This is a genomic window from Dokdonella aquatica (assembly GCF_051987395.1).
Classification (GTDB): Bacteria; Pseudomonadota; Gammaproteobacteria; order Xanthomonadales; family Rhodanobacteraceae; genus Dokdonella.
On sequence record NZ_CP197094.1, the window covers coordinates 1,796,186 to 1,818,859 of the forward strand.

General features: G+C 69.8%; 23 protein-coding genes. 18 read left to right on the top strand and 5 right to left on the bottom strand.

Annotation, left to right across the window (positions count from 1 at the left end):
- Positions 1 to 6 precede the first annotated feature (6 nt).
- Complete coding sequence (locus ACQQ2N_RS08005; RefSeq protein ID WP_440225183.1) at positions 7 to 645, top strand: glutathione S-transferase family protein; 639 nt, start codon at positions 7 to 9, stop codon at positions 643 to 645.
- A gap of 99 nt (positions 646 to 744) precedes the next feature.
- Here ACQQ2N_RS08005 and ACQQ2N_RS08010 read toward each other — a convergent pair whose 3' ends face one another.
- On the bottom strand, positions 745 to 1,143 hold the full coding sequence (locus ACQQ2N_RS08010) for a winged helix-turn-helix transcriptional regulator (RefSeq protein WP_440225184.1): 399 nt from the start codon (positions 1,141 to 1,143) through the stop codon (positions 745 to 747).
- Positions 1,144 to 1,284: 141 nt separating this feature from the next.
- On the opposite strand from ACQQ2N_RS08010, the gene ACQQ2N_RS08015 reads away from it, so the two are divergent.
- The gene (locus ACQQ2N_RS08015; protein ID WP_440225185.1) at positions 1,285 to 2,145 is read left to right on the top strand and encodes an SDR family oxidoreductase; all 861 of its coding nucleotides are present in this window, start codon (positions 1,285 to 1,287) and stop codon (positions 2,143 to 2,145) included.
- Positions 2,146 to 2,410: 265 nt separating this feature from the next.
- Here the strand turns inward: ACQQ2N_RS08015 and ACQQ2N_RS08020 are convergent, their stop codons facing one another.
- Both ACQQ2N_RS08020 and ACQQ2N_RS08025 read right to left on the bottom strand, forming a co-directional pair.
- Positions 2,411 to 2,806, bottom strand: a complete 396-nt coding sequence (locus ACQQ2N_RS08020; protein WP_440225186.1) for a DUF3037 domain-containing protein — start codon at positions 2,804 to 2,806, stop codon at positions 2,411 to 2,413.
- The gene (locus tag ACQQ2N_RS08025) at positions 2,793 to 3,572 is read right to left on the bottom strand and encodes a HipA family kinase (RefSeq protein ID WP_440225187.1); all 780 of its coding nucleotides are present in this window, start codon (positions 3,570 to 3,572) and stop codon (positions 2,793 to 2,795) included. Before ACQQ2N_RS08025 ends, ACQQ2N_RS08020 begins: the two co-directional genes overlap by 14 nt.
- 65 nt (positions 3,573 to 3,637) lie before the next feature.
- On the opposite strand from ACQQ2N_RS08025, the gene ACQQ2N_RS08030 reads away from it, so the two are divergent.
- The 3 genes from ACQQ2N_RS08030 (at position 3,638) to ACQQ2N_RS08040 (ending at position 6,203) form a co-directional block, all read left to right on the top strand.
- Positions 3,638 to 4,327 carry a glycine-rich domain-containing protein gene (locus ACQQ2N_RS08030; RefSeq protein WP_440225188.1) on the top strand — a complete coding sequence of 230 codons (690 nt, stop codon included), beginning with the start codon at positions 3,638 to 3,640 and terminating at the stop codon, positions 4,325 to 4,327.
- A 92-nt stretch (positions 4,328 to 4,419) separates the two neighbouring features.
- Positions 4,420 to 5,100, top strand: a complete 681-nt coding sequence (locus ACQQ2N_RS08035) for a Fe2+-dependent dioxygenase (RefSeq protein WP_440225189.1) — start codon at positions 4,420 to 4,422, stop codon at positions 5,098 to 5,100.
- Positions 5,100 to 6,203 carry an alpha-hydroxy acid oxidase gene (locus ACQQ2N_RS08040; protein WP_440225190.1) on the top strand — a complete coding sequence of 368 codons (1,104 nt, stop codon included), beginning with the start codon at positions 5,100 to 5,102 and terminating at the stop codon, positions 6,201 to 6,203. Before ACQQ2N_RS08035 ends, ACQQ2N_RS08040 begins: the two co-directional genes overlap by 1 nt.
- 7 nt (positions 6,204 to 6,210) lie before the next feature.
- On the opposite strand, the gene ACQQ2N_RS08045 is transcribed toward ACQQ2N_RS08040, so the two are convergent.
- Together ACQQ2N_RS08045 and ACQQ2N_RS08050 are read right to left on the bottom strand one after the other, a co-directional pair.
- The gene (locus ACQQ2N_RS08045) at positions 6,211 to 7,005 is read right to left on the bottom strand and encodes a hypothetical protein (protein ID WP_440225191.1); all 795 of its coding nucleotides are present in this window, start codon (positions 7,003 to 7,005) and stop codon (positions 6,211 to 6,213) included.
- Between the two features lie 81 nt (positions 7,006 to 7,086).
- A complete protein-coding gene (locus ACQQ2N_RS08050; protein WP_440225192.1) occupies positions 7,087 to 7,416 on the bottom strand; it encodes a hypothetical protein in 330 nt (109 codons plus the stop codon).
- A 130-nt stretch (positions 7,417 to 7,546) separates the two neighbouring features.
- Here ACQQ2N_RS08050 and ACQQ2N_RS08055 point away from each other — a divergent pair, with 130 nt between their 5' ends.
- From ACQQ2N_RS08055 to ACQQ2N_RS08115, 13 genes are all read left to right on the top strand, one after another.
- The gene (locus ACQQ2N_RS08055; RefSeq protein WP_440225193.1) at positions 7,547 to 8,497 is read left to right on the top strand and encodes a sodium:calcium antiporter; all 951 of its coding nucleotides are present in this window, start codon (positions 7,547 to 7,549) and stop codon (positions 8,495 to 8,497) included.
- A 46-nt stretch (positions 8,498 to 8,543) separates the two neighbouring features.
- On the top strand, positions 8,544 to 9,563 hold the full coding sequence (locus tag ACQQ2N_RS08060; RefSeq protein WP_440225194.1) for a sensor histidine kinase: 1,020 nt from the start codon (positions 8,544 to 8,546) through the stop codon (positions 9,561 to 9,563).
- A gap of 12 nt (positions 9,564 to 9,575) precedes the next feature.
- Positions 9,576 to 10,433, top strand: a complete 858-nt coding sequence (locus ACQQ2N_RS08065; RefSeq protein WP_440225195.1) for an NAD-dependent epimerase/dehydratase family protein — start codon at positions 9,576 to 9,578, stop codon at positions 10,431 to 10,433.
- Between the two features lie 142 nt (positions 10,434 to 10,575).
- Positions 10,576 to 12,744: an alpha/beta hydrolase gene (locus ACQQ2N_RS08070; RefSeq protein WP_440225196.1), complete on the top strand. Its 2,169-nt coding sequence runs from the start codon at positions 10,576 to 10,578 to the stop codon at positions 12,742 to 12,744.
- Positions 12,745 to 12,769: 25 nt separating this feature from the next.
- Positions 12,770 to 14,674 carry a DUF1302 domain-containing protein gene (locus tag ACQQ2N_RS08075; RefSeq protein ID WP_440225197.1) on the top strand — a complete coding sequence of 635 codons (1,905 nt, stop codon included), beginning with the start codon at positions 12,770 to 12,772 and terminating at the stop codon, positions 14,672 to 14,674.
- A gap of 13 nt (positions 14,675 to 14,687) precedes the next feature.
- A complete protein-coding gene (locus tag ACQQ2N_RS08080; RefSeq protein WP_440225198.1) occupies positions 14,688 to 16,073 on the top strand; it encodes a DUF1329 domain-containing protein in 1,386 nt (461 codons plus the stop codon).
- A 104-nt stretch (positions 16,074 to 16,177) separates the two neighbouring features.
- Positions 16,178 to 17,302: a WD40/YVTN/BNR-like repeat-containing protein gene (locus tag ACQQ2N_RS08085; protein ID WP_440225199.1), complete on the top strand. Its 1,125-nt coding sequence runs from the start codon at positions 16,178 to 16,180 to the stop codon at positions 17,300 to 17,302.
- A 10-nt stretch (positions 17,303 to 17,312) separates the two neighbouring features.
- Complete coding sequence (locus ACQQ2N_RS08090; RefSeq protein WP_440225200.1) at positions 17,313 to 19,811, top strand: efflux RND transporter permease subunit; 2,499 nt, start codon at positions 17,313 to 17,315, stop codon at positions 19,809 to 19,811.
- Between the two features lie 115 nt (positions 19,812 to 19,926).
- Positions 19,927 to 20,301, top strand: coding sequence for a hypothetical protein (locus ACQQ2N_RS08095; RefSeq protein ID WP_440225201.1), 375 nt, complete (start codon positions 19,927 to 19,929; stop codon positions 20,299 to 20,301).
- 115 nt (positions 20,302 to 20,416) lie between these two features.
- A complete protein-coding gene (locus tag ACQQ2N_RS08100; RefSeq protein ID WP_440225202.1) occupies positions 20,417 to 20,851 on the top strand; it encodes a hypothetical protein in 435 nt (144 codons plus the stop codon).
- Between the two features lie 14 nt (positions 20,852 to 20,865).
- The gene (locus ACQQ2N_RS08105) at positions 20,866 to 21,219 is read left to right on the top strand and encodes a hypothetical protein (protein WP_440225203.1); all 354 of its coding nucleotides are present in this window, start codon (positions 20,866 to 20,868) and stop codon (positions 21,217 to 21,219) included.
- Positions 21,216 to 21,779 (top strand): YdeI/OmpD-associated family protein, encoded by a 564-nt coding sequence (locus tag ACQQ2N_RS08110; RefSeq protein WP_440225204.1) that lies wholly within the window; start codon positions 21,216 to 21,218, stop codon positions 21,777 to 21,779. Before ACQQ2N_RS08105 ends, ACQQ2N_RS08110 begins: the two co-directional genes overlap by 4 nt.
- 127 nt (positions 21,780 to 21,906) lie before the next feature.
- Positions 21,907 to 22,326 carry a hypothetical protein gene (locus ACQQ2N_RS08115; RefSeq protein WP_440225205.1) on the top strand — a complete coding sequence of 140 codons (420 nt, stop codon included), beginning with the start codon at positions 21,907 to 21,909 and terminating at the stop codon, positions 22,324 to 22,326.
- Positions 22,327 to 22,674: the final 348 nt, after the last annotated feature.

Below are 22,674 nucleotides of genomic sequence, written 5' to 3' on the forward strand. Positions count from 1 at the left end.
TGGCTCATGCTCACGTTACACGGTAGTCCAGGCTGGGGTTCGGCGATCGTCGAGGCCCAGCTCGTGGCCTACGGCCTGCCGTTCCGTTTCGTCGAGGTCGGCGATCTGTTCGCGTCGGCCGATGCCCGCGATGCGCTTGCGCCGCTCAATCCGCTCGCCCAGGTCCCGGTCCTCGAACTCGACGACGAGGTGCTCACCGAGAGCGCCGCGATCACGCTGCATCTCGCCGACCTCACGCGCAGCGACCTGCTCGTACCGCCGCCCGACGCGCCCGAACGCGCACGCTTCCTGCGCTGGCTCGTCTTCCTGGTGGCCAACGTCTATCCGATCTTCACCTACGGCGACGAGCCGACGCGTTACGTCGAGGACGATGACGCTGCACGGGCTTTCCGTGAACGGCTGGACCACCGCATCGAGATGCTCTGGACGGTCGTCGAAGCGGCTGCGGGCGCACCGTGGTTCCTCGGAGAGCGCCGCAGTGCGCTCGACGTCTACCTCGCCGTGATGACGCGCTGGCGGCCTCGCCGCGCGTGGTTCGCGCAGCACGCCCCGCATCTGCACGCGATCGCACGGCGCATCGACGACGACCCGGCGTTCACGGCCACATGGGCGCGCAATTTCCCGGACGCCGTGCCGGGCGATTGATGCCCGTGTCCCATAGCGGACACGAGATTGCCGGTCGGGTGGCACGGCGCGACGTGCCCGGCATCTTCGACATGCAAGCCCACCGCCGGCGTTCGTGACTCAGGTCGAGAGCGCCTCCGCGGAGGCTTCGGCCCGTTCTTTCGACGCGGCACGCGCCGCGTGCACGGCCTCGCGATGGTCTTCGGCCCAGGCCACGAGCGCGGCGAGCGGATCGAGCAGCGAACGACCGAGTGGCGTCAGCGCGTAGTCCACGCGCGGCGGGATGGTCGGGAACACCGTGCGCGAGACGAGGCCGTCGGTCTCGAGCGTGCGCAGTGTCTGCGCGAGCATGCGCTGCGAGATGTCGGGGATCGCGCGGCGCAATGCCGTGAAACGCAGCGTTCCCGCGGCGAGCTCGTTGATCACGAGCACGCTCCAGCGGTCGCCGATGCGATCGAGGATGTCGCGCACGGGGCAGCGCGCCTCCAGGTCGGGATCGCGCTCGAGCAGTCGGTTCATGGCAGGTCTCCTCGGTGACGCCGCAGTAACCTGGGCACGTTCGGCTCCCTTCTTGGAAGCCATGGTATGCGATTGCATGTCGCTCTCGCCGAGTAACCGACATGCCGTCGGGAACCGGGTCTTTCAACGAGGAGCCACGCCATGATCGTCATCACCGCTGCGAGCGGCCAGCTCGGCCGCGCCACCGCCCAGTCACTCGCGCGCCACGTCGCGCCGTCCACCGTCCGCCTCGCCGCGCGCGATCCCTCGAAGCTCGCGGCCTTCTCGGCCGAAGGTTTCGAGGTGGTCCGCGCCGACTACGACGATCCCGCGAGCCTGCGGACGGCGTTCGAAGGCGCCGCGAAGGCCCTGGTCATCTCGGGCATGGGCGTCGACGCCGATCGCCTGCGCCAGCATGTCGCCGCGGTCGACGCTGCGCGTGCGGCCGGCGTGAAGCATGTGGTCTACACGAGCGCCACGCATCCGACCCCCGACAGCCGTTTCGAATGGGCCGGCGCGCACCGCGAGACGGAGGCCTATCTGAAGGCCTCGGGCCTCGCGTGGACGATCCTGCGCGACAACGCCTACGCCTCGAACAACGACGGCCTTTACGCGCACGCGCTCGAGACCGGCGTGTTCGGCCTGCCGGGACCGGATGCGCGCGTCGCATGGGTCACGCACGAGGACGTCGCCGATGCGCTCGCTGCGGTGCTGACCGGAGGCGGCCACGAGGGCAGGACCTACGAGATCACGGGCCCTTCCGCACCGACCGGCCACGAGGTCGCTGCCGAGCTCGCACGCCTGCGCGGTGCACCGGTCGAGGCGGTTGACGTCCCGCTCGAGGCCTTCGCCACGCACCTCGCCGAGGCCGGCCTGCCGCCATTCGTCGTGTCGGGGGTGACGAGCTTCTACGCGGCGCTCGCCGCGGGCGAGTACGCCGAGGTGTCGGGCGACGTCGAGCGCCTGACCGGCCGACCCGGCACGCCGCTGGCGGCCTACCTGCGGGCGCGGTACGCGCGCTGAATGCCGGTCCACCCTCGGGATTGCGAGGGTGTCCGCGTGTCGCCGCTTCGACCATGGTCGATGCGTGACGCGATTCGGCGCCGAATTGCGTTAAAGGAGAAGACCCGTCGCGTTCGCGCGTCCGGGGCGCATGCCTGGATCGGCTGCGCAAGGTTGGACCGTGTCGGTCGTCCGCCCCCTGGGGCGGCCGAACGCCGTGAACTCGCAGCTCACGGCGCGCCATGGTGGCCGGCCGTCCACTCCCCAAGGTGGGCGGTCGGCTTTTTTATTCCGCTGCGGCGCCGGGCAGGCGCACCATGCAGCCCACGAGGTGCTCGAGCGTGCGCAGCGGATCATCGCTGCGGCCCGTGTGCAGCGGCGAGGTCTGGATCATCGCGCTGCGTTGCGCGCACAGCCAGTGGAAGCGCTCGCGCACGGCGAGCCGCCCGATCGGCCCGGCGTCCGTGCCGCCGGCGCAGATGCGCGGTATCGCGGCGAGATGCCCGCGCACGAGTTCCACGTCGACCCGCGGGTCGAGCGCGAGCAGGCGCGCCTCGTCGAGCTCGATGCGCGCCGCGAGCAGGCGCGGCGACGCGCACGACAGGATCACGCCCGCGTTGACGAACTCGCCGCGCTCGGGGCGCGGCACGACGCGCACGATCGCGTAGTCAAAGACCGGCATGGGCGCGCGCGGCCTCCGTGGCGAAATCGCGCGGTGCCTCGAGGCGCCGCACGAGGTAGTCGACGTAGGCCTCGCGATGCGCGCGCGGCGATACGAACGCGGCGTCGTCGCACAGCCAGGCCTCCGGGATCGCCTCGACGTGCGCGCGGATGCGCTCCGGCGTGATGCGCGCAGCCATGTCGGCGTCGATTTTGGCGATGCGGCTCGCGAACGGCAGCAGCACGTGGTCGCGGATCGGCGCGAACGCGCGGCGCGCGCGCTCGGCGTGGTCGCCCCAGGCATGGTGGAAATACAACGCGGCGCCGTGGTCGATGAGCCACAGGCGCCGGTGCCAGACCATGAGGTTGGTGTTGCGTGCGCTGCGGTCGACGTTGGTCACATAGGCGTCGAACCAGACGATGCGCGAGGCGAGCTCCGCATCGGGCTGCCACGCGACGGGATCGAACGTGACCGCGCCGGGAAGGTAGTCGAGGCCGAGGTTGAGACCGGCGCTCGCGCGGATGAGGTCCTGGATCTCGGGATCGGGCTCGGTGCGCGCGAGTTCGGGATCGAGGTCGATGAAGGCCAGGCGCGGCATCGGCAGGCCCGCGTCGCGCGCGAGCTCGCCCGCGACGAGTTCGGCGATCAGCGCCTTCGGGCCTTGCCCGGCGCCGCGGAACTTGAGCACGTAGAGGCCGTCGTCGTCGGCTTCGACGATCGCGGGAAGCGAACCGCCTTCGCGCAGCGGCGTGACGTAGCGCGTGGCGTGCAGCGTGAGCGGTTCCATCGGGGCGGCGATCGTCGTGGACGATGTGCAAGCATAGCGGTACTCGCCACGGCACCAGGAATCGCATGGCTTCGACGCCCACCGTGATCGCGCTGTTCGTCGCCTCGTTCTCGACCGTCGCGAGCGCCGCGATGTGGTTCGCGTGGCGCGGTGCAAGGCGCGCCAACCACATCCGCGAGTACCGGTTCCCGCCCGGCCTGCTCGCGAGCCTGCGCGAGCACCATGCGCATCTGACGGGTGGCCAGCTGCAGCTGGTCGCGCGTGGCCTGCGCCAGTTCTTCCTCGTCTGGCTGCGCGCGAAAGGCAAGCCGGTGGCGATGCCTTCGAAGGTCGTCGACGACCTCTGGCACGGCTTCATCCTGCACACGCGGCATTACCACGACTTCTGCAACAAGGCGTTCGGCCGCTACCTGCACCACACGCCGGCGCGCGTGCTGTCGAAGGACCGGCTCGACAACGCCGCGCTGCGCCGGACCTGGGCGCATGCCTGTGCCGAGGAGAACATCGATCCACGCAAGCCCACGCGGCTGCCGCTGCTGTTCGCCCTCGATGCCAAGCTCGGCATCGAGGGCGGTTACCGCTACGCACTGGACTGCGCGAAGCTGCGCGACACCGTCGGCGATGGCGGCGGCAACGGCAGCGTGCATTGCGCAGGCGACTTCGGCGATGACGGCTTCGACGGTGGTACCGATGGCCTCGGCGATGCGGACAGCGGCGGCGGTGACGGCGATGGCGGCGGATGTGGTGGTGACTGATCGGGTGGTGGCGGAGCGGGCTTGACGCGGATCATGGCGACGGCGAATCGTTCACGCCTAAGATGCGCTTCGCCGTTGCTCAGGAAACACCGATGCTGTTGCACATCCCCGATGTCCTGAATGCCGACGAGGTCCGCCAGTGCCGCGAGGCGCTCGAGCGTGCAGCATGGGGCGACGGCCGCGCGAGCGCGGGGCATCTCGCCGCCAAGGCCAAGCAGAACGAGCAGCTCCCCGTAGACGATCCGCTCGCGGTCGAGCTCGGCAACCGCCTCGTCGACCGACTCGCGACCGTGCCGCGCTTCATGGCCGCGGCGCTGCCGCTGCGCGTGCTGCCGCCGCGCTTCAACCGCTACACGGGCGGTGGCACCTACGGCAACCACATCGACAACGCGATCTTCTCGATCCCGGGCACGCCACTGCGCGTGCGCAGCGATCTCTCGGCGACGCTGTTCTTCAGCGCGCCGGACGAATACGAGGGCGGTGAGCTCGTCGTCGAGGACACCTACGGCACCCAGCGCGTCAAGCTACCCGCCGGTCATCTCGTGCTGTATCCGGGCACCAGTCTTCATCGTGTCGAGCCGGTCACGCGCGGCACGCGCTACGCGGCGTTCTTCTGGGTACAGAGCCTCGTACGCGACGACACGCGTCGCGCGCTGCTGCTCGAGCTCGACGACGCGATCCAGCGCGTCGGTGCGCAACTCCCCGACGATGCGGCCGTGGCGAGCCTGACCGGCGTGTACCACAACCTGTTGCGGCAATGGGCCGAGACCTGATGCCGCTGCCGCCGCTCGAGCGCATCCCGTCGGACGTCGTCGCGCTCGCCGACTACGCACCGCTCGCGCGCGAGCGCATGACCGACGCGGCCTGGGCCTACCTCGACGGTGGCGCGGCCGACGAATCGACCCTCGCCGACAACCTCGCCGCGTTCCGTCGCGTGCGCCTGGCCGGTCGCGTGCTCGGCGACTTCGACGGCGCGAACACGCGCGTCGAGCTGTTCGGTACGACGTTCGACCATCCCATCCTGCTCGCGCCGATCGCGCTGCAGAAGCTCGCGCATCCGCTCGGCGAGCTCGCGAGCGCTCAGGCCGCGGCCGCACTCGGCGCCGGCATGGTCGTCAGTACCGAGGCCAGCACGACGCTCGAGGCGATTGCCCTGGCGGCGCCGGCACCCCTTTGGTTCCAGCTCTACATCCAGCACGACCGTGACTTCACGACCGGGCTCGTCGCACGTGCCGAAGCGGCCGGCTACCGCGCCCTCGTGGTCACCGTCGATGCGCCCGTGGCGGGCATGCGCGACCGCGAACGTCGCGCGGGCTTCGCGCTGCCGGAAGGCGTCGCGCCGGTCAACCTCGACGGGTTGCGCGCGCCGCCGCCGCAGGTGTCTGCAGGGCCCGCGTCGCTGTTCGACGGCCCGTTGCCCGCGGCCGCGCCGACCTGGAAGGACATCGAGGCCCTCGTCGCGTCGACGCACCTGCCGGTGCTGCTCAAGGGCATCCTGCGCGCCGACGACGCGCGCCGCGCGCTCGACCACGGCGTCGCCGGCATCGTCGTGTCCAACCATGGCGGACGCACGCTCGATACCGCGCCGGCCACGCTCGATGCCTTGCCGGGCGTGGTCGCGGCGGTCGCCGAACGCGTGCCCGTGCTGCTCGACGGCGGCATCCGGCGCGGCACCGACGTGCTCAAGGCACTCGCGCTCGGCGCACGCGCCGTGCTCGTCGGAAGGCCTTACGTGCACGCGCTCGCGGCGGCGGGCGCGCCGGGTGTCGCCCACGTGCTGCACATCCTGCGATCCGAGTTCGAGGTGGCGATGATGCTCGCCGGCTGCGCGACGCCCGACCGGATCACGCGTGACGTGATCTGGCCGGGCGGCTGATCGGGGATCAGAACGCGAACGTCATGCCCGCGTGCGGGCCGCGGATCGTGAGGTCGAGGTTGCCGTTCCAGCTGGTCTTGCGGTAATCGGCATCGAGGTTGAACCAGTCGTAGCCGAGCTGCACGCCGACACCCTTGAGGAAACGGTATTCGGCGAGCACGCCGGCGCGCACGAACTGGCCGTCGATGTCGCTGATGTTGGCCTTGAACGCCTGCACGTAGCCGCCGAAGCGCCACTGCTCGTTCGGCGTCGACAGGAAGCGCAGGCCGATCGCCGGCGAACCGCCCTTGGCCTGCGTGCGCGCCTCGAGCAGGGTCTCGTCGTCGGCCGCGATGCTGGCCTTGGCCTCGGCCCAGTGCACGCCGATCGCGCCACCGACGGTGAGCTTCGGCGTCTCGACGAAGGCGTACTCGTACGACAGCGTCGCGAGCGAGAACTTGAACTTCGCCGTCACCTCGGTATCGATCGAGAAATCCTGGCCGTCGAACGAGATGTCCTCGTCGAGCACGGCCGAATTGCGTCGCGCAAGGTTGTAGTAGTTGAACAGGATGCGATGGCGCTCGGCGATGCGGAACATGCCGTCGACGCGCGGGCGCGTGCGCTCCTTGGCGAGATCGAAGCTGTCCTCGAAATCGACGCGCTGGCCCATGACGTCGGGCGCGTACGCGGAGACCTGGGTCTCGGACGTCGGGCGGAACGCCGAGATCGTGATCGCGAAGGTGTCGTCGTCGGCGCGCGCGGCGACGGGGGCGAGCGCGGCGGCGACGGCCGCGGCGAGCAGGTACGGAAGCGGACGCATCATGGAGAAGTCCCCGGGGACAGGTGTGGGCAACGGTCCGGGGATGGTGGAGGCGCGACGCTGAGCGCGCGTTTAACGAAAACCTCAGATATGCCAGTCGCCATCGTCGCCGAGCACGCCGGCGACCTCGTAGTGGCGCACCAGCGGTTCCATGTCGAGCAGGTACTGGTCGTCCTCGGGGTAGTAGACCGAGCGGTCGGGATTCTCGCCCGCGAACGCGCGCACCGCGTCGAGCGAGTCCCACAACGACACCAGCATGATCTCGCAGTGCTCGCCCTGCACGCGCCGCATGATCGTCACGCCGCGGTTGCCCGGCGTCTTCGCGTAGTCGCGCAATCCGGTCTGCTGCAGGTATTCGAGGTAGGCGTCGGCCTTGTCGGCCAGCGTGATGCCCCGCCAGATGCGCGCGATCATGATCGTGCTCCTCCCACCGGAGCGCGGATCATCGCACGCGTCGCGGTGGCCCGTGCCTATTGACCGCGGCCGGCAGGCTGCGCTCTAAATGCACCGGCCGCGCATCCCTGCGCGCGGCGGGGGACGCCGCATGCTGACCGATCTGGGGATGGCCGCGCTCGGCGCGTTCGTGCTGCTGCTCGGCACCGATTCGACCGCGAAGGGCCTCGCCGGCGCATTCGCGCGTGACGGGCGCGCCTCGGCATGGCCGACCCTCGTCGGCGTGATCGTGGCCGCGGTGCTGCCCGGATCCTGCGTGCTCGTCGCCGCGCTCGCGTTGGGCGATCCCGACCTCGCGCTCGGCGGACTGGTCGGCGGCGCGTTCGCACAGGGTTCCCTCGTGCTCGGCGTGGCCGCGATCGCGGCGCCGCTCGTGACGCGCCTGCGCGCGGTCGTGCTGCTGGGCCCGGTCGTCCTCGTGGCGACGGTGCTGCTCGCCGCGCTGGCTTTCGACACGGCGTTGTCGCGCATCGACGGGGCGATCCTCGTGGTCGCGGCGTTCATCGGCACCGTCGTGCTCGCGCGCGCGCTGCGCGGCGAGCGTGCCGCGACGCTCGCGCTGGCCGCGGGCGAGGTTCATCCCGTCGGCGGCGCGCGCATGATCGTGCGCGTCGTGATCGGACTGGCCCTCGCCGGACTCGGCGCGTGGCTGGTCGTGCGCGGCAGCCGGGATGCCGCCGCCGCCCTCGCATGGAACCCGTTCATCGCGGGCCTGCTCGTGTCCGGCACGGCGGTCGCGCTCGCGGCACTGCCTGGCGTGGTCGGGGCGGCGCGTACGCAGGCCGGCGATGCCGCCGTCGGCCAGGCGATGCTGGCCGCATTCGTCCAGCTCACGCTGCTCGCCGGCATCGTTGCGCTCGTCGCGATGCCGGTGGTGCCGAGTTCGCTGGCGCGGCTCGAACTGCCTGCGCTGTTCGCGCTCGCGCTCGCGACGTACCCGATGATGCGCAGCGACGGCGAACTCTCGCCGCGTGAGGGCGGCATCCTCGTCGGTGCCTTCGTGCTCGCCGTGGCCGGCGAGATCGTGCTCGCGGCCGGCTGAAAGCGCAGGCGCTTATACTGCCCGGCCAAGGGCGAGGAGGGCAGGCATGCAGTGGATCGGCTGGATCATCGCGGTCGCCGCACTCGCGGCTCTCGGCCTGGTCGTCGTGCGCCTGCGCGACGAGCGCCGCATGCATGCGCGCCTGCGCGAGCAGCATGCGCAGGCCGTCGCCGACATCGAGCAGCTGCAGGAACGCCAGGCGCGCCTCGTCGAGGCGTCCGCCCGTGCTCCGCTCGCGTCGCTGGCGACCTCCATCGCGCGAGACGTCGACGCACCGCTCGAGCTCGCGCGGGGCAACGTCGAGCTCGCCGCCGGGCGAGTCGAGGATTACCGCAGGCTGGTCAAGGCCTACGACGCCGCCGTGCAGTATTGCCTGCAGCCGGTCGAGATGATCTTCGGCGCCGATCGCGCCTCGCTGGACCAGCTCGTCAAGCACGTCGAGGATGCGCGCCGCAAGCTGTTCGCAGCGCGTACCGAACTCGAGCGCAATCCCGCGCTGGGTCAGCTGCGCGAGCTGCTCGGCGAGGCGAACACGCGGCTCGGGCGCCCGGTCGCCGTCGTGCAGGGCCTCGCGCGCTTCGCGCCGGCGGCACGCGGCGAAGTCGAGGCGATCGACCTCGCCGATACGGTCGAGGCCGCGCTCCGCCTGCTCGAACCCGCCTGGGGCGAGCGCATCGAGGTCGTGCGCGAGTACGCCGATGTCGCAAGGCCGCACTGCCATGCCGCGCAGGTCGCCGAGTTGCTCCTGCACGTGCTGGCCAACGCGGGCGAGGCGATCGTCGGTACCGGCCGCGTCACCGTCCGCCTGCGCATGGTCGGTGCGCGCACGGTCGAGGTCGCCGTCGCCGACACGGGCGAAGGCGTTCCCGACGACGCACTGCCGTTCGTGTTCGATCCGTTCTTCACGACGCGCGATCCGGCGCGCCATCTCGGGCTCGGCCTCGCCGTGGCGCGGGAGGCCGTGCGCGTGCATGGCGGCACGATCAACGTGCGCACGACGCCCGGCGAGGGTTCGACGTTCACGATCGGCTTGCCGGTCGAAAGCCGCGCCGCCGCGGCCACCTGATCCACGCCGCCGATGCCCACGATCCTCGTGACCGGTGCGTCCGGCCCGATCGGCCGGTTCCTCGTGCCACGCCTGCTCGCCGCAGGGCACGAGGTCGTCGCGATGAGCCGGCGCGAGCGCGAGGCGACGATGCCCGGCATGCGCTGGATCACGGCGGACCTGCATGACGAGGAGGCTCCCGAACTGCCGTCGCTCGACGCGATCGTGAGCCTCGGGCCACTCGACGCGTTCGCGGCCTGGGCGGCGCGCACGCGGGCCGACGGCGTCTCGCGTGTGGTCGCGATCGGCTCGATGAGCGCGGTCAGCAAGCGCGAGTCGCCCGATGCACGCGAACGCGAACTCGCGGCCCGCCTGCTCGCTTCCGAACAGCGCCTGCGCGAGGTCGCCGATGCGCGCGGCATCGCCTGGACGCTGCTGCGGCCCACCCTGATCTACGGCGGAGGCACGGACCGCAGCGTCGCGCGTCTCGCCGCGCTCGCGCGGAGGTGGCGCGTGCTGCCGCGCCTCGACTGGGCGACCGGCCTGCGCCAGCCCGTGCACGCCGCCGATCTCGCCGCGGCCTGCCACGACATCCTGGCCGCGCCGGTCACGCATGCGCAGACCTATGCCCTCGGTGGCGGCGAACGCCTCGCGTTCTCGGATCTGCTCACGCGTATCCGCGACGCCTTGCCTTCGCGGCCGCTCGCCGTTCCGGCGCCGGAGTGGGGCGTGCGGATCGCGGCACGCCTGGCGGGCGTGTCGCCTGCGGCGGTCCGGCGGCTGCGCGAGGACCTCGTCGCCGACGACGCGGCGGCGCGCGCGGACTTCGGCTGGTCGCCGCGCCGGCTCGATCTTGCGGGCGAGGCTCTCGGAGCGGACCCGGAAGCCTGAAAACCCGTTCACATTCGGCACCGCATGGTGCGTCGCAACATGCTGATCTGACGGGTTTTTTAAGTTAAGACACCGTTGCCAACGCGCGTTTGAACCGCCTACTATGTGCGGCACAACGACGCCATAACGAAGGGGATCCACCATGCAGGCCCGATTGATCGCGGCGGCCATCCTGCCGTCCCTGCTGCTCGCCGCCTGCGGCGGTGGCAGCAACAGCCCACGTGCTGTCGACACGCCGCCCGCGACCAACCATGACGGGTCGCCGGTCACGGGCATCATCACGGCCCGGTTCGACCCGACCAACAGCGTCATCCCGTTCCCGACCAACCTGCTGCTGTCGGGCACGACGGACCTGACCCTGAACATCCCGGTGCCGAACCCCGACGACTACTCCAATCCGCGCGTCGCGATCAACGCGCTCGACGGCTGGAGCACGACCTCGCCGTGGACGACGACCTTCTCGGTCTCGCCGCGCACCAACAGCATCGTCGCGGGCACCAGCGTGCGCGTGTTCGAAGTTTCGCTGGAGAGGCCGGGTGGCGGCGTCACCGGCGTCGTGCGCGAACTCCAGGCCAACGCCGACTTCGTCGTCGCCAAGGCGCCTTCCGACGCGACCGGCCGCACGATCGCGATCGTGCCGACCCGCCCGCTCAAGCAGCTCACCTCGTACATGGCCGTCGTCACCGACGGCATCGTCGACGAGCGCGGCAACGACACCACGCCCGACCAGACCTATTTCCTCGCCAAGCGCACGAGCGCACTGTGCGTCAGCGGTGTCTCGCAGGAGCCGCTGCTGCCGAATGCGACCGCGTGCGCGCTCGAGCCGCTGCGCCAGCTCGTCAACTCGCAGGAGACCGCCGCCGCGGCCGCCGGCATCCCGAAGAACCGCATCGTGCTGTCCTGGGTCGCGACGACCCAGTCGATCACGCTGGTCATGGGTGCCGTGCAGGCGCGCACCGCGCAGACCGCGCCGGCCGCGACCGCGCTCGCGCCGACCGGCCTCACGCTGGCCCAGGTCAACCCGGCGCTGCCGCCGATCGCCGACGTCTACATCGGCACGATCGACCTGCCGTACTACCTGAGCGCACCGTCGGCTGCCGCGCCGACCGCCCCGCTCAACACGTTCTGGCGTGCCGCGCCGGGTGCGTACGTGCCGCCGTTCAATGCTGCGGGATTGAGCCCGACCTCGACGTTCGTGACGTTCGCGAACCCGCTGCCGGTCGCGACGTCGACGCAGAAGGTGCCGGTGCTCATGACCGTGCCGAACGCGGCCTCGGGTCGTACCAAGCCGGCTTCGGGCTGGCCGGTCGTGATCTACCAGCACGGCATCACGCGTGACCGCAGCGATGCGTTCGCGGTCGCCGGCACGCTGGCCTCGCAGGGCTTCGTCGTCATCGCGATCGATGCGCCGCTGCACGGCATCACGAGCGCGACGAACCCGCTCAACATCGCCAACTCGCCGTTCGCGGCGGCCGGTGCACGCGAGCGCACGTTCAACGTCGACTATGTCAACAACACGACCGGCGCCGCCGGCCCCGACGGTGTCGTCGATTCGTCCGGCACGCACTTCATCAACCTCACCAGCCTGCTGACCTCGCGCGACAACATCCGCCAGGCCGCGGCCGACCTGCTCGTGCTGACGCGCGCGATCCCGACCATGCGCATCACGCAGTCCGGCACGGACTTCGACGGCTCGCGCATCAGCTTCGTCGGCCAGTCGCTCGGCGGCATCATCGGCACCGTGTTCATGGGCGTGCAGCCCGATGTGCAGACCGCGCTGCTCAATGTACCGGGTGGTGGCATCGCGCGCCTGCTCGAGGCTTCGCCGACGTTCGGTCCGCGCATCCGCGCCGGCCTCGCCGCGGGTGCGGGCCTGCAGCCCGGCACCCCGGACTACGACTCGTTCTTCGGTGCCGCGCAGACCGTCATCGATTCGGCCGATCCGGTGAACTTCGCGCTCGCCGCGAACAATTCGCTGCTGGCGAGCAAGCGCCTGCTGCTGCAGGAAGTCGTCGGTGGCGGCAGCGTGCTGCCCGACCAGGTGATCCCGAACAGCGTCGCCGGCGCGCCGCTGTCGGGCACCGAGCCGCTGATCCGCACGCTCGGCCTCGCCTCGATCACGCAGACCACGCAGTCGCCCACGGGTATCCGCGGTGCCACGCGCTTCATCGTCGGCGACCACGGCTCGCTGCTGAGTCCGGCGGCCTCGGCCGCGGCCACGGCCGAGATGCAAGGCCAGATGGCGAGCCTGCTCGTCAGCGGCGGTGCCGCCGTGCAGGTCGCGAATCCGTCCGTCCTCCGCACGCAGTAACCGACCGGAACCTGGGGAACCATCAATGACCATCCGCACGCATCTCCCGGCCGGCCGCCGCATCTCGCGCATGCCGGTCCGCAACACCCTCGCGCTCGCCACGGCGCTCGCGCTGGCCGGCTTTGCCGGCCACGCGCAGGCGTTCAGCTTCGGCAGCAGCGACGGCTTCTCCGGCACCGTCAACACCACGATCGGCTACGGCATGGCGTGGCGCACGCAGGATCCGTCCGACGACCTGATCGGCAAGGCGCAGTTCAACCCGCTCGTCAGTGCGCTCGGCCTCGGCAGCCAGGCGCAGCGTGACGCGCGCGGCCGCTACTCGGTCAACGGCGACGACGGCGACCTCGCCTACGACAAGTGGGATCCGATCTCGAACGCACTCAACCTGACCGTCGAGGTCAGCCTCAACTACGGCCCGAACTGGGGCGCGTTCGTGCGCGGCTACGGGTTCTACGACTTCGAGAACAACGACCGCGACGACCTCTCCAACGCGGCCAAGAACCGCGTCGGCACGCAGACGCGCATCCTCGATGCGTTCGTGTTCCACAACTTCAACGCCGGTGGCCGCCAGGGCACGATCCGCGTCGGCCAGCAGGTCGTGAGCTGGGGCGAGAGCACGTTCATCCAGGGTGGCATCAACGCTATCAACCCGGTCGACGTGTCGAAGCTGCGTGTCGCGGGCGCCGAGCTCAAGCAGGCGTTCCTGCCCGTCAACATGCTGTGGGGCTCGTACAACCTCACCGACAACCTGTCGATGGAAGCGCTGTACATGCTCGACTTCCGCCGCACGGATCCCGATCCGGTCGGCACGTACTTCTCGACGAACGATTTCGCCGTGATCGGCGGCCGTTACGTGATGCTCAACTTCGGCACGGTGCCGCAGCCGGTCATCAACCCGGACCTCTACAACGAGGTCTGCGTCGGCGGCAACTACGGCGCGAGCGATGCCGGCCTTCCTGCCGCGCTCGTCGCTGCGGGCTGTTCGGCCGCGTTCCCGCGCTCCAAGACGCGTGACCCGAGCAAGACCGGGCAGGGCGGCCTGGCGTTCCGGTACCTCGCCGAAGGCCTCAACAACACCGAGTTCGGCTTCTACGCGCTGAACTACCACAGCCGCGTGCCGCTGATCAGCGGCATCTCGGTCACCGGCCAGGCGCCGAACACGGGTTCGTATTTCACCGAGTACCCGGAAGACATCCGCATGTACGGGGTGAGCTTCAACACGCAGCTGCAGGCGAGCGGCATCGCGCTGCAGGGCGAGTTGAGCTACCGTCCGAACCAGCCGTTCCAGGTCGACGACGTGGAACTGCTGTTCGCGGGCCTGTCGCCGCTCAATGTGCTGCTGCCGCAGCCGTACCTGCGCTTCGTGAGCCAGCTCGGCCAGTACGGGCCGGGCGAGGAAATCCGCGGCTACGAGCGCCACAAGATCACCCAGCTGCAGCTGACGGCGACCAAGGTCCTCGGCCCGGGCAACTTCATGGGCTCCGACCAGCTCGCCCTCGTCGGCGAAGTCGGCTTCACGAACGTCCAGCTGCCCGACAACCTGCGCTTCAACGGCGACGGCACCGATACCGGTGGCGGTCCCGACGTGAACTCGGGCAGCGGGCGCAACCCGATCACGCAGGCGGGCGGCTTCCCGACCGACTTCTCGTGGGGCTACCGCCTCGCGATGCGCGCGGACTACAACAACCTGTGGGGCACGCCGTTCAACGTGTCACCGCGCCTCGCGTTCAACCACGACGTCAAGGGTTACACGCCGGGTCCGGGCGGCAGCTTCGTCGAAGGCCGCAAGTCGGTCACGATCGGCGCGGAGACCACCTACCTCAACCAGTGGACGTTCGACCTCGCCTATACGAATTTCTTCGGTGGCGGCAGCTACAACCTCATCCACGACCGCGATTTCGTGCAGATCGCCGCGCGTTATTCCTTCTGAGAGGACACCGGACATGACCATGCTGAAGAAGACCGGCCTCGCGACCCTCGTCGCCACGGCGATGCTGGCGAACGCCGCGCTCGCCAAGGTGAGCGCCGAGGACGCCGCCAAGCTCGGCGTCTCGGGCACGCCGCTGACGCCGCTCGGCGCGACGCGCGCCGGCAATGCCGACGGCACGATCCCCGAGTGGACCGGCGGCATCACGCAACCGCCGGCAGGCTACAAGGTCGGCATGCACCACCCCGATCCGTTCGCGTCGGACAAGCCGCTGTTCACGATCACGGCAGCCAACCACAAGGACTACGCCGGCAAGCTCAGCGCCGGCCAGGTCGCGATGTTCGAGAAGTACCCGGACTGGAAGATGGTCGTCTACCCGACCCGCCGCTCGGCCTCGAACCCCGCGCGCACCTACGAGAAGACCATCGCCAACGCCAAGAGCGGCGAGCTCGTCGGCGCCGGTGACGGCGTCGCCAACGTCTCCGAGGGCGTGCCGTTCCCGATCCTCGACAAGGATCCGGCGGTCGCCGGCGCGCAGGCGATCTGGAACCACAAGCTCAAGTACAAGGGCGTCTCGCTGCAGCGCTGGGCCAACCAGGCGCCGGTCACCGCGGGTGGCCAGTACGTGATGGTGCGCATCAAGGAAGAGCTGCTCGGCCTGTACTACAAGCCCGACGCGACGCTGCAGGACATCAACAACATCCTCGTGTACTTCTACCAGGAAGTCGTCTCGCCGCCGCGCCTCGCCGGCCAGGTGCTGCTCGTGCACGAGACGCTCAACTCGCAGGTCGGCCCGCGCCAGGCGTGGGTGTACAACCCGGGCCAGCGCCGAGTGCGCCGCGCGCCGAACATCGCCTACGACAACCCGGGCACGGCCGCCGACAACCTGCGCACCACGGACATGACCGACATGTTCAACGGTTCGCTCGACCGCTTCGACTGGAAGCTCGTCGGCATCAAGGAGACGTACGTCCCGTACAACTCGTACAAGGCGCACAGTGGCGACAGCAAGATCGCCGACCTCATCAAGCCGGGCTACATCAACCCCGACTACCTGCGTTACGAGCTGCACCGCACCTACGTGGTCGAGGCCAACGTCAAATCGGGCCAGCGTCACATCAACCCGAAGCGCACGATGTACCTCGACGAGGACAGCTGGCAGATCCTCGTGATCGACCACTACGACGCGCAGGGCAAGCTGTGGCGCTACTCCGAGGCGCCGAGCGTGAACTACTACGAAGTGCCGGTGTTCTGGTCCACGCTCGAGACGCATCACGACCTCAAGTCGGGCCGCTACATCGCGGTCGGCCTCGACAACGAGGACAAGATGTACGACTTCTCGTTCCAGACGACGCCGGACATGTTCTCGCCGGCCTCGCTGCGCCAGCGCGGCTTCCAGTAAGCTCGCAGGGGGAATCCGCCGGCGGCGCGCGACGCGCCCGCCGGTCGTTCGAGCCGGCGGCGGTCACGCCCCGGCTCCGTCGCAAAAATCCAAGGTGACACCGCATGCCGCTGACCCGATCGACATCCGTGGCTGCGTGCCTCGCGCTGGCCACCGTCGCCGCCTGCGCGTTCGCGCAGGATCCGGCCCCCGCCGCCGCAGGCACCGATCCTTTGCGCCGTCCCGCCGAAACGCTTCCGCTCGCGTCGCGCGCCCTCGTGCTCGACCTCGTCCGTGCCGGTGACCGCATCGTCGCGGTCGGCGAGCGCGGCCACGTGCTCGTGTCCGACGACGGCAGCACGTGGCGCCAGGTCGCGGTGCCGCTGCGCACGACGCTGACCGCCGCCAGTGCCGTCGGCAAGGCGGTGTGGGCGGTCGGCCACGACGGCGTGATCCTGCACAGCGCCGACGCCGGCGATACCTGGACCGTGCAGCGCGAGGACGCCTGGAAGCTGCCCGACGACGGCAGCGAGCACGACCTTCGCCAGGGCGTGCCGCTGCTCGACGTGCTGTTCACCGACGCACAGCACGGCATCGCGATCGGCGCCTACAGCCTTCTGCTCACGACGTCCGACGGCGGCGCGACCTGGTCGGGCTCGCGCATCGCGCTCGCCGGCGACGCGGCCGCGGCCGCCACTCCGGCATCCGCTGCCACCGCCGATGACGAGCTCGAGGTCGAGGATCATGGCGACACCTTCAGCGCCGACGAACTGCGCATCGGCGAGGAGAGCGAACCGCACCTCAACGCGATCGCGCGCACCGGCAGCGGCGCCTACGTGATCGTCGGCGAGCGCGGCGCGGTGTTCCACTCGCGCGACGGCGCGACCTGGGAGCGCTCGCGACTGCCTTATGACGGCTCGATGTTCGGCGTGATCGGCTACGACGGCGACCACGTGCTCGCATTCGGCCTGCGCGGCAACGTGTTCGAATCGACCGATCTCGGCACGACCTGGACCGCGGTGCCGACGCAGACCGAGCTGAGCCTCATGGGTGGCGTCGCGCTGCCCGACGGCGGCGCCGCGATCGTCGGCGCGAACGGCACGATCCTGCATCGTGCACGCGCCGGCGACGCGCTCGCGCGCGCCACCGAATCCTCCGCCGGCATCATCGCCGGCGTCCTGCCCGCCGGTGACGGCGGTGCCCTGCTGATCGCCGGCGAGAACGGCATCGGCCGCCATCAGCCCAAGTGACGGTGACGCGATGAGTGCAGCTTCCTCCGGCAACCGGCCGCCCAACGCGTTCCATCGCGCGGCCGAGGCGCTCGTCTTCGGCAACCGCCCGATCGTGCTCGCGCTGTTCGCGCTGGCCACGATCGCGCTGGCGTTCTTCGCCTCGCAACTGCGCGTCGACGCGGGATTCAAGAAGCAGATCCCGCTGCAACACGAGTACATGCGCACGTTCATCGACTACGAGCAGGAGTTCGGCGGCGCCAACCGCGTGCTCATCGCGGTCATGGACAAGAACGGCGACATGTTCAACCTGCCGTTCTTCAAGACCATGGAGAACATCACGCAGGACGCCAAGAGCATCGCCAGCGTCGACGAGGCGCGCGTGCGCTCGATCTTCACGCCGAACGTGCGCTTCGTCGAAGTCGTCGAGGACGGCTTCGCCGGCGGCAATGTGATCCCGCAGTCGTTCACGCCCAACAGCGAGGGCTTCGAGGCGAGCGCCGAGGATTTCGCGACGATCCGCGCGAACATGGAGAAGGCCGCGATCGTCGGCCGCCTCGTCGCCAAGGATTTCTCGGGCGCGATGATCTGGGTCGACCTCGTCCCCGAGAACCCGGAGCAGGGCGTCAAGGTGGATTACCACCTCATCGCCAAGCAGCTCGACGACATCCGCGCCAAGTACGAGAACGAGCACACCACGGTCGCGATCATCGGCTTCGCCAAGATGGTCGGCGACATCACCGATGGCGCGCGCTCGGTGATCTGGTTCTTCTTCCTCACGATCGCGTTCACGTGGCTGCTGCTGTTCGTGTACTCGTCGTCGGTCAAGCTCGCCTCGCTGACCGTGTTCGCGGCACTCGTGTCGGTGGTGTGGATGCTCGGCGCGCTGCGCCTGCTCGGGTTCGGCATCGACCCGATGAACATGCTCACGCCGTTCCTGATCTTCGCGATCGCGGTGAGCCACGGCGAGCAGATGATCAACCGCTTCCGCGGCGAGATCTTCTTCGGCGGCCTCGAGGAAGGCACGCCCGAGGAACTCGCGCAGCGCCAGGGCACCGATCCCGAGACCGCCGCACGCCGCGCGTTCCGCGCGCTGCTCGTTCCGGGCTCGGTCGCGCTCGTCGCGGGCTGCATCGGCTTCGCGGCGATCCTCGTGATCCCGATCCGCATCATCTTCGAGCTCGCGATCACCGCCACCATCGGCGTCGCGCTGACCATCCTCACCGACCTCGTGCTGCTGCCGGTGTTGCTGTCGTACACGCGCCTGCGCAACCTGCCGCGCAAGCGCGCCTACCGTCTGCGCCAGCTCACGCAGTTCGACAAGATCTGGACCGCACTCGCGCACTTCAGCCGCCCGGTGCCGGCCGCGATCATCCTCGTCGCGGGTGTCGCGATCTGGTTCGTCGCCGAACGCTACGGCAGCAAGGTCATGATCGGCGACGCGCAGAAGGGCGTCGCCGAGCTGCACGCGGACTCGCGCTACAACCGCGACGCCGACCTCATCAGCGACCGCTTCGCACTCGGCGTCGACATCATCAACGTGATCGCCGAGGCGGGTCCGTCGGCGTGCACGTCGAGTTATCCGACGATGGAACTCGTCGACCGCTTCGCCTGGCACCTGCGCAACGTCGAGGGCGTCGCCCAGGTCATGACGCTGCCGATGGCCGCGAAGATCGTCAACGCGGGCTGGAACGAGGGCAACGTGCGCTGGCGCGTGCTGCCGCGCGACGCCGACACGCTGCGTCTCGCCACGCAGGGCTTCGAGACCGACACCGGCATGCTCAATGCCGACTGCTCGGCGATGCCGATCATGGCGTTCCTGACCGACCATCGCGCGACCACGATCGACCGCGTCGTCGACGCGGTGAAGCAGTTCCGCAAGGACAACAACGCCTGGGCCGGTCCCGACGTGAACCTGCAGAAGATGCTCGCCGAGCAGTCCGCGAGCGGCGAGGCGCCGAAGGCCGATCAGCCGTTCGTGAACCTGCGCCTGGCCACCGGCAACGTGGGCGTCATGGCCGCGGTCAACGACGAGGTGCGCCTGGTCAAGCGCCAGATCCTCTACATGCTCTACGCGGCCGTGTTCCTGATGTGCCTCGTGAGCTTCCGCAGCGCGCTCGCGGCGCTGTGCATCACGCTGCCGCTCGTGCTCGTGACCGAGCTCGGCCACGCGCTCATGGTCTACCTCGACATCGGCATGAAGGTGAACACGCTCACCGTCGTCGCGCTCGGCGTCGGCATCGGCGTCGACTACGCGATCTACATCTTCGCGCGCATGCGCGAGTCGCTGCTCGCCGGCAAGCCGCTCACCGAGGCCTACTTCGGTTCGCTCAAGACCACCGGCATCGCGATCTTCTACACCGCGCTCACGCTCGCGGTCGGCGTGTTCACGTGGGTGTTCTCGGACCTCAAGTTCCAGGCCGACATGGGCGTCATGCTGACCTTCATGTTCGTGGTCAACATGGTCGCCGCGATCGTGTTCCTGCCGGCGCTGTGCCGCTGGCTGCTGCGCCCGCGCGAGCGGGCGTGATCATCCGCCGTGGCGTGCCGCATGTCGCGGCACGCCACGTCATGGAGGCGCGGAAACCTCGTCGCGGGCACGTCATGACCATGATCCTCACCGTGCAGCTGCGCCAGGGATCGCCATGAGCCCGCTCCACATCGCCGCGATCCTCGCCTTCCTGCTCGGCCTCGCCCATTCGGTGCTCGGCGAGCGCTACATCCTCGTGCGCCTTTTCCGTCGTGCCGACCTGCCGAAGCTGTTCGGCGGCACCGCGTTCACGACGCGCACGCTGCGCTTCGCGTGGCACCTGACCACGCTGCTGTGGTGGGGCATGGCGGTGCTGCTGTGGCAGGCCGCCGAGCCGGACGGCATCACGCGCGCGGGCGTGCTCGCGGTGATCGGCTGGACTTCGCTCGCCGCGGGCCTGTTGCCGCTCGTGATCACGCGCGGACGCCACCTGTCCTGGATCGTGCTGTTCACGATCGCGGCGATCGCACTGGTCCACGCGAAGGGCTGAGCACGTCGGCCGTCGACTTCATCCGCGGTCGGCGTACGATGGTGGCTCGCGACGGGTGGGGTGCCCGTCCATCCAGCGGGCGCCCGTGTGCGGGCCCGACACGCGGAGGGCGTCGATGAAGAACGCAGTGCTCATGGTGCTTGCCGTGGTGATCGGCCTCGTCGCCGGCAGCGCGGTCAACATGGGGTTGGTCCTGCTCGGTCCGCATGTCGTCACGCCGCCGTCGGGTGCGGACGTGACGACGGCCGAAGGGCTCACCGCGTCGTTGCACCTGTTCGAACCGCGGCACTTCCTGTTCCCGTTCCTCGCCCATGCGCTCGGCACGCTGGCCGGCGCCTTCGTCGCGAGCCTGCTCGCGCCGAACCGCTCGCCGATTCCCGCGGCCGTGATCGGCGTGCTGTTCCTGTGCGGCGGCATCGCGAGCGTGTTCATGCTGCCCGCGCCGCTGTGGTTCTGCATCGTCGACCTCGTGCTGGCCTATCTGCCGATGGCGTGGCTCGGGCATCGGGTCGCGACCGCAGCGCGCCCGCGCACCGTCGCGGTCCGCTGACGGAGCGCCAGGGCATGCGCGATGGGAGCGGCAGGCAGGGGGCGCTCGTCACGGGCGCGCATTCGCCCGTGCCGCTCGGCTGCACGCTGCGCCTGCGGTCGACGAGCGTGATCGAGGCGTATCGCTTCAACGACGACGGTCACGTCGCCGCGACGCTCGGCACCGTCGACGGCCCCGTGTGCGCGGTCGTGCTCGCCTACCGCGTCTCGGGCGACGGTGCGCTCGACCTCGAGGGGGCTGGCCTGCACGAGGCATGGCGCGCCATCCACGTGTCGCGTGACGAGGTGTCGGTCGAGCGCCACGGCACACGCATCGTCTTCGCGATCGAGCGATGCGCGGCCCCGGCCACTGCAGGAGATGCCGCATGAGCGCGCCGACCTTCTTCCGCGACGGGGCCGCGTTCCGTCGCTGGCTCGCCTCGCATGCGGCGACCGCGAAGGAGCTGCTCGTCGGTTTCCACAAGGTCGGCTCCGGCACGCCGAGCATGTCGTGGTCCGACTCGGTCGACGAAGCCTTGTGCTACGGCTGGATCGACGGCGTGCGCAAGCGTATCGACGACGCGACCTACACGATCCGCTTCACGCCGCGCAAACCGACCTCGATCTGGAGCGCGGTCAACATCGCCAAGATGGAGGCGCTGCAGCGCGAAGGCCGCATGACGCCGGCCGGCCTCGCCGCATTCGCGCACCGCAGCGAGGCGCGTTCGAAGGTGTACTGCCACGAGCTCGAAGTGACCGAGGAGCTCTCGGCCGACGAGCTGCGCGCGTTCAGGCGCGACAAGACGGCGTGGGCGTACTTCGAGGGTGCACCTCCGGGCTACCGCAAGCTCGTGCAGCACTGGATCTGCAAGGCGAAGAAGTCCGAGACACGCGCGGCGCGTCTCGCGAAGCTCATCGAGGCGTGTGCGGCCGGTGAGCGCCTCCGCTGACCGGCTGCGCATGGCCGATGCGGGATCCGCGCCATGGAGGATCGCGTCCCGGACGCGTGTAAAGACCGCGGTCACGATGCATGCCGACTGCTAAGCTGATGCCCGTTCCGGGGGAAGGGGATCACGGATGAGAAGCAGGCAAGCGCTCGCGTGGGCGCTGACGGTCATCGTGCTGTGCGCGTGCGGGGGCGGTCGCGACAAGGCCATCGAGGCCCAGAAGGACATGTACGGGTTTCTCGCCGTGCCGATGCCCGACGGTGCACCGGCAGGAACGATCCTCGTCTTCGCGCCACCCAATTGCCCGAAGGAGAGTGCGCGACGCGCACAGTCGCTCGTCGACGAGCTCTCCCGGCGTGGGGTGCCCGTGATGCTGACGTCCCACTACACCAACGGCAGCCTGATGCCGGGGCCCGAGAGCACGGAGATCCTCAAGCGCCTCGACCACGTGATGCGGGGGCAGCTGCCGATCGCGCTGGTCAATGGTCGCGGCAAGGCGAATCCCTCGATCGAGGACGTCCTCGCGACCTACCGGGCGACGACGGAGTAGGGTAGCGATTCGCCGGTGACGCGCCGAGACTCTCCGGCGTCGACGAGTCCACGCGTGCGGCGCGGCCCGCGAGACGGCCAGAGGCCTGCGCGGCGGTGAGTGCTCGTTTCGACGGTGCTCGGCACGCGGCAACCCCTGCGATATCGTAGGCGTACGGCATCGCGTTCGCGATGCGCCACCACGCCGGATGCGATGGACCGTCGATACGCCAAGCGCAAGGCCGCCTACTGGTCGCGTCGTCGTGCCGACATGTTCGCACCGCTGTCCGGAGAAGATTCGAAGCGAATGCGCGGAAGTGTTGTCGCGTCGGGCTTTCGACGACGAATGTCGGGATGCCGGCTCGTTTCG

What these genes read in the sequence shown, in the direction of transcription:
- ACQQ2N_RS08005 (WP_440225183.1), top strand. Translation starts at nt 7, where the DNA reads ATGCTCACGTTACACGGTAGTCCAGGCTGGGGTTCGGCGATCGTCGAG.
- ACQQ2N_RS08010 (WP_440225184.1), bottom strand. Translation starts at nt 1,143, where the DNA reads ATGAACCGACTGCTCGAGCGCGATCCCGACCTGGAGGCGCGCTGCCCC.
- ACQQ2N_RS08015 (WP_440225185.1), top strand. Translation starts at nt 1,285, where the DNA reads ATGATCGTCATCACCGCTGCGAGCGGCCAGCTCGGCCGCGCCACCGCC.
- ACQQ2N_RS08020 (WP_440225186.1), bottom strand. Translation starts at nt 2,806, where the DNA reads ATGCCGGTCTTTGACTACGCGATCGTGCGCGTCGTGCCGCGCCCCGAG.
- ACQQ2N_RS08025 (WP_440225187.1), bottom strand. Translation starts at nt 3,572, where the DNA reads ATGGAACCGCTCACGCTGCACGCCACGCGCTACGTCACGCCGCTGCGC.
- ACQQ2N_RS08030 (WP_440225188.1), top strand. Translation starts at nt 3,638, where the DNA reads ATGGCTTCGACGCCCACCGTGATCGCGCTGTTCGTCGCCTCGTTCTCG.
- ACQQ2N_RS08035 (WP_440225189.1), top strand. Translation starts at nt 4,420, where the DNA reads ATGCTGTTGCACATCCCCGATGTCCTGAATGCCGACGAGGTCCGCCAG.
- ACQQ2N_RS08040 (WP_440225190.1), top strand. Translation starts at nt 5,100, where the DNA reads ATGCCGCTGCCGCCGCTCGAGCGCATCCCGTCGGACGTCGTCGCGCTC.
- ACQQ2N_RS08045 (WP_440225191.1), bottom strand. Translation starts at nt 7,005, where the DNA reads ATGATGCGTCCGCTTCCGTACCTGCTCGCCGCGGCCGTCGCCGCCGCG.
- ACQQ2N_RS08050 (WP_440225192.1), bottom strand. Translation starts at nt 7,416, where the DNA reads ATGATCGCGCGCATCTGGCGGGGCATCACGCTGGCCGACAAGGCCGAC.
- ACQQ2N_RS08055 (WP_440225193.1), top strand. Translation starts at nt 7,547, where the DNA reads ATGCTGACCGATCTGGGGATGGCCGCGCTCGGCGCGTTCGTGCTGCTG.
- ACQQ2N_RS08060 (WP_440225194.1), top strand. Translation starts at nt 8,544, where the DNA reads ATGCAGTGGATCGGCTGGATCATCGCGGTCGCCGCACTCGCGGCTCTC.
- ACQQ2N_RS08065 (WP_440225195.1), top strand. Translation starts at nt 9,576, where the DNA reads ATGCCCACGATCCTCGTGACCGGTGCGTCCGGCCCGATCGGCCGGTTC.
- ACQQ2N_RS08070 (WP_440225196.1), top strand. Translation starts at nt 10,576, where the DNA reads ATGCAGGCCCGATTGATCGCGGCGGCCATCCTGCCGTCCCTGCTGCTC.
- ACQQ2N_RS08075 (WP_440225197.1), top strand. Translation starts at nt 12,770, where the DNA reads ATGACCATCCGCACGCATCTCCCGGCCGGCCGCCGCATCTCGCGCATG.
- ACQQ2N_RS08080 (WP_440225198.1), top strand. Translation starts at nt 14,688, where the DNA reads ATGACCATGCTGAAGAAGACCGGCCTCGCGACCCTCGTCGCCACGGCG.
- ACQQ2N_RS08085 (WP_440225199.1), top strand. Translation starts at nt 16,178, where the DNA reads ATGCCGCTGACCCGATCGACATCCGTGGCTGCGTGCCTCGCGCTGGCC.
- ACQQ2N_RS08090 (WP_440225200.1), top strand. Translation starts at nt 17,313, where the DNA reads ATGAGTGCAGCTTCCTCCGGCAACCGGCCGCCCAACGCGTTCCATCGC.
- ACQQ2N_RS08095 (WP_440225201.1), top strand. Translation starts at nt 19,927, where the DNA reads ATGAGCCCGCTCCACATCGCCGCGATCCTCGCCTTCCTGCTCGGCCTC.
- ACQQ2N_RS08100 (WP_440225202.1), top strand. Translation starts at nt 20,417, where the DNA reads ATGAAGAACGCAGTGCTCATGGTGCTTGCCGTGGTGATCGGCCTCGTC.
- ACQQ2N_RS08105 (WP_440225203.1), top strand. Translation starts at nt 20,866, where the DNA reads ATGCGCGATGGGAGCGGCAGGCAGGGGGCGCTCGTCACGGGCGCGCAT.
- ACQQ2N_RS08110 (WP_440225204.1), top strand. Translation starts at nt 21,216, where the DNA reads ATGAGCGCGCCGACCTTCTTCCGCGACGGGGCCGCGTTCCGTCGCTGG.
- ACQQ2N_RS08115 (WP_440225205.1), top strand. Translation starts at nt 21,907, where the DNA reads ATGAGAAGCAGGCAAGCGCTCGCGTGGGCGCTGACGGTCATCGTGCTG.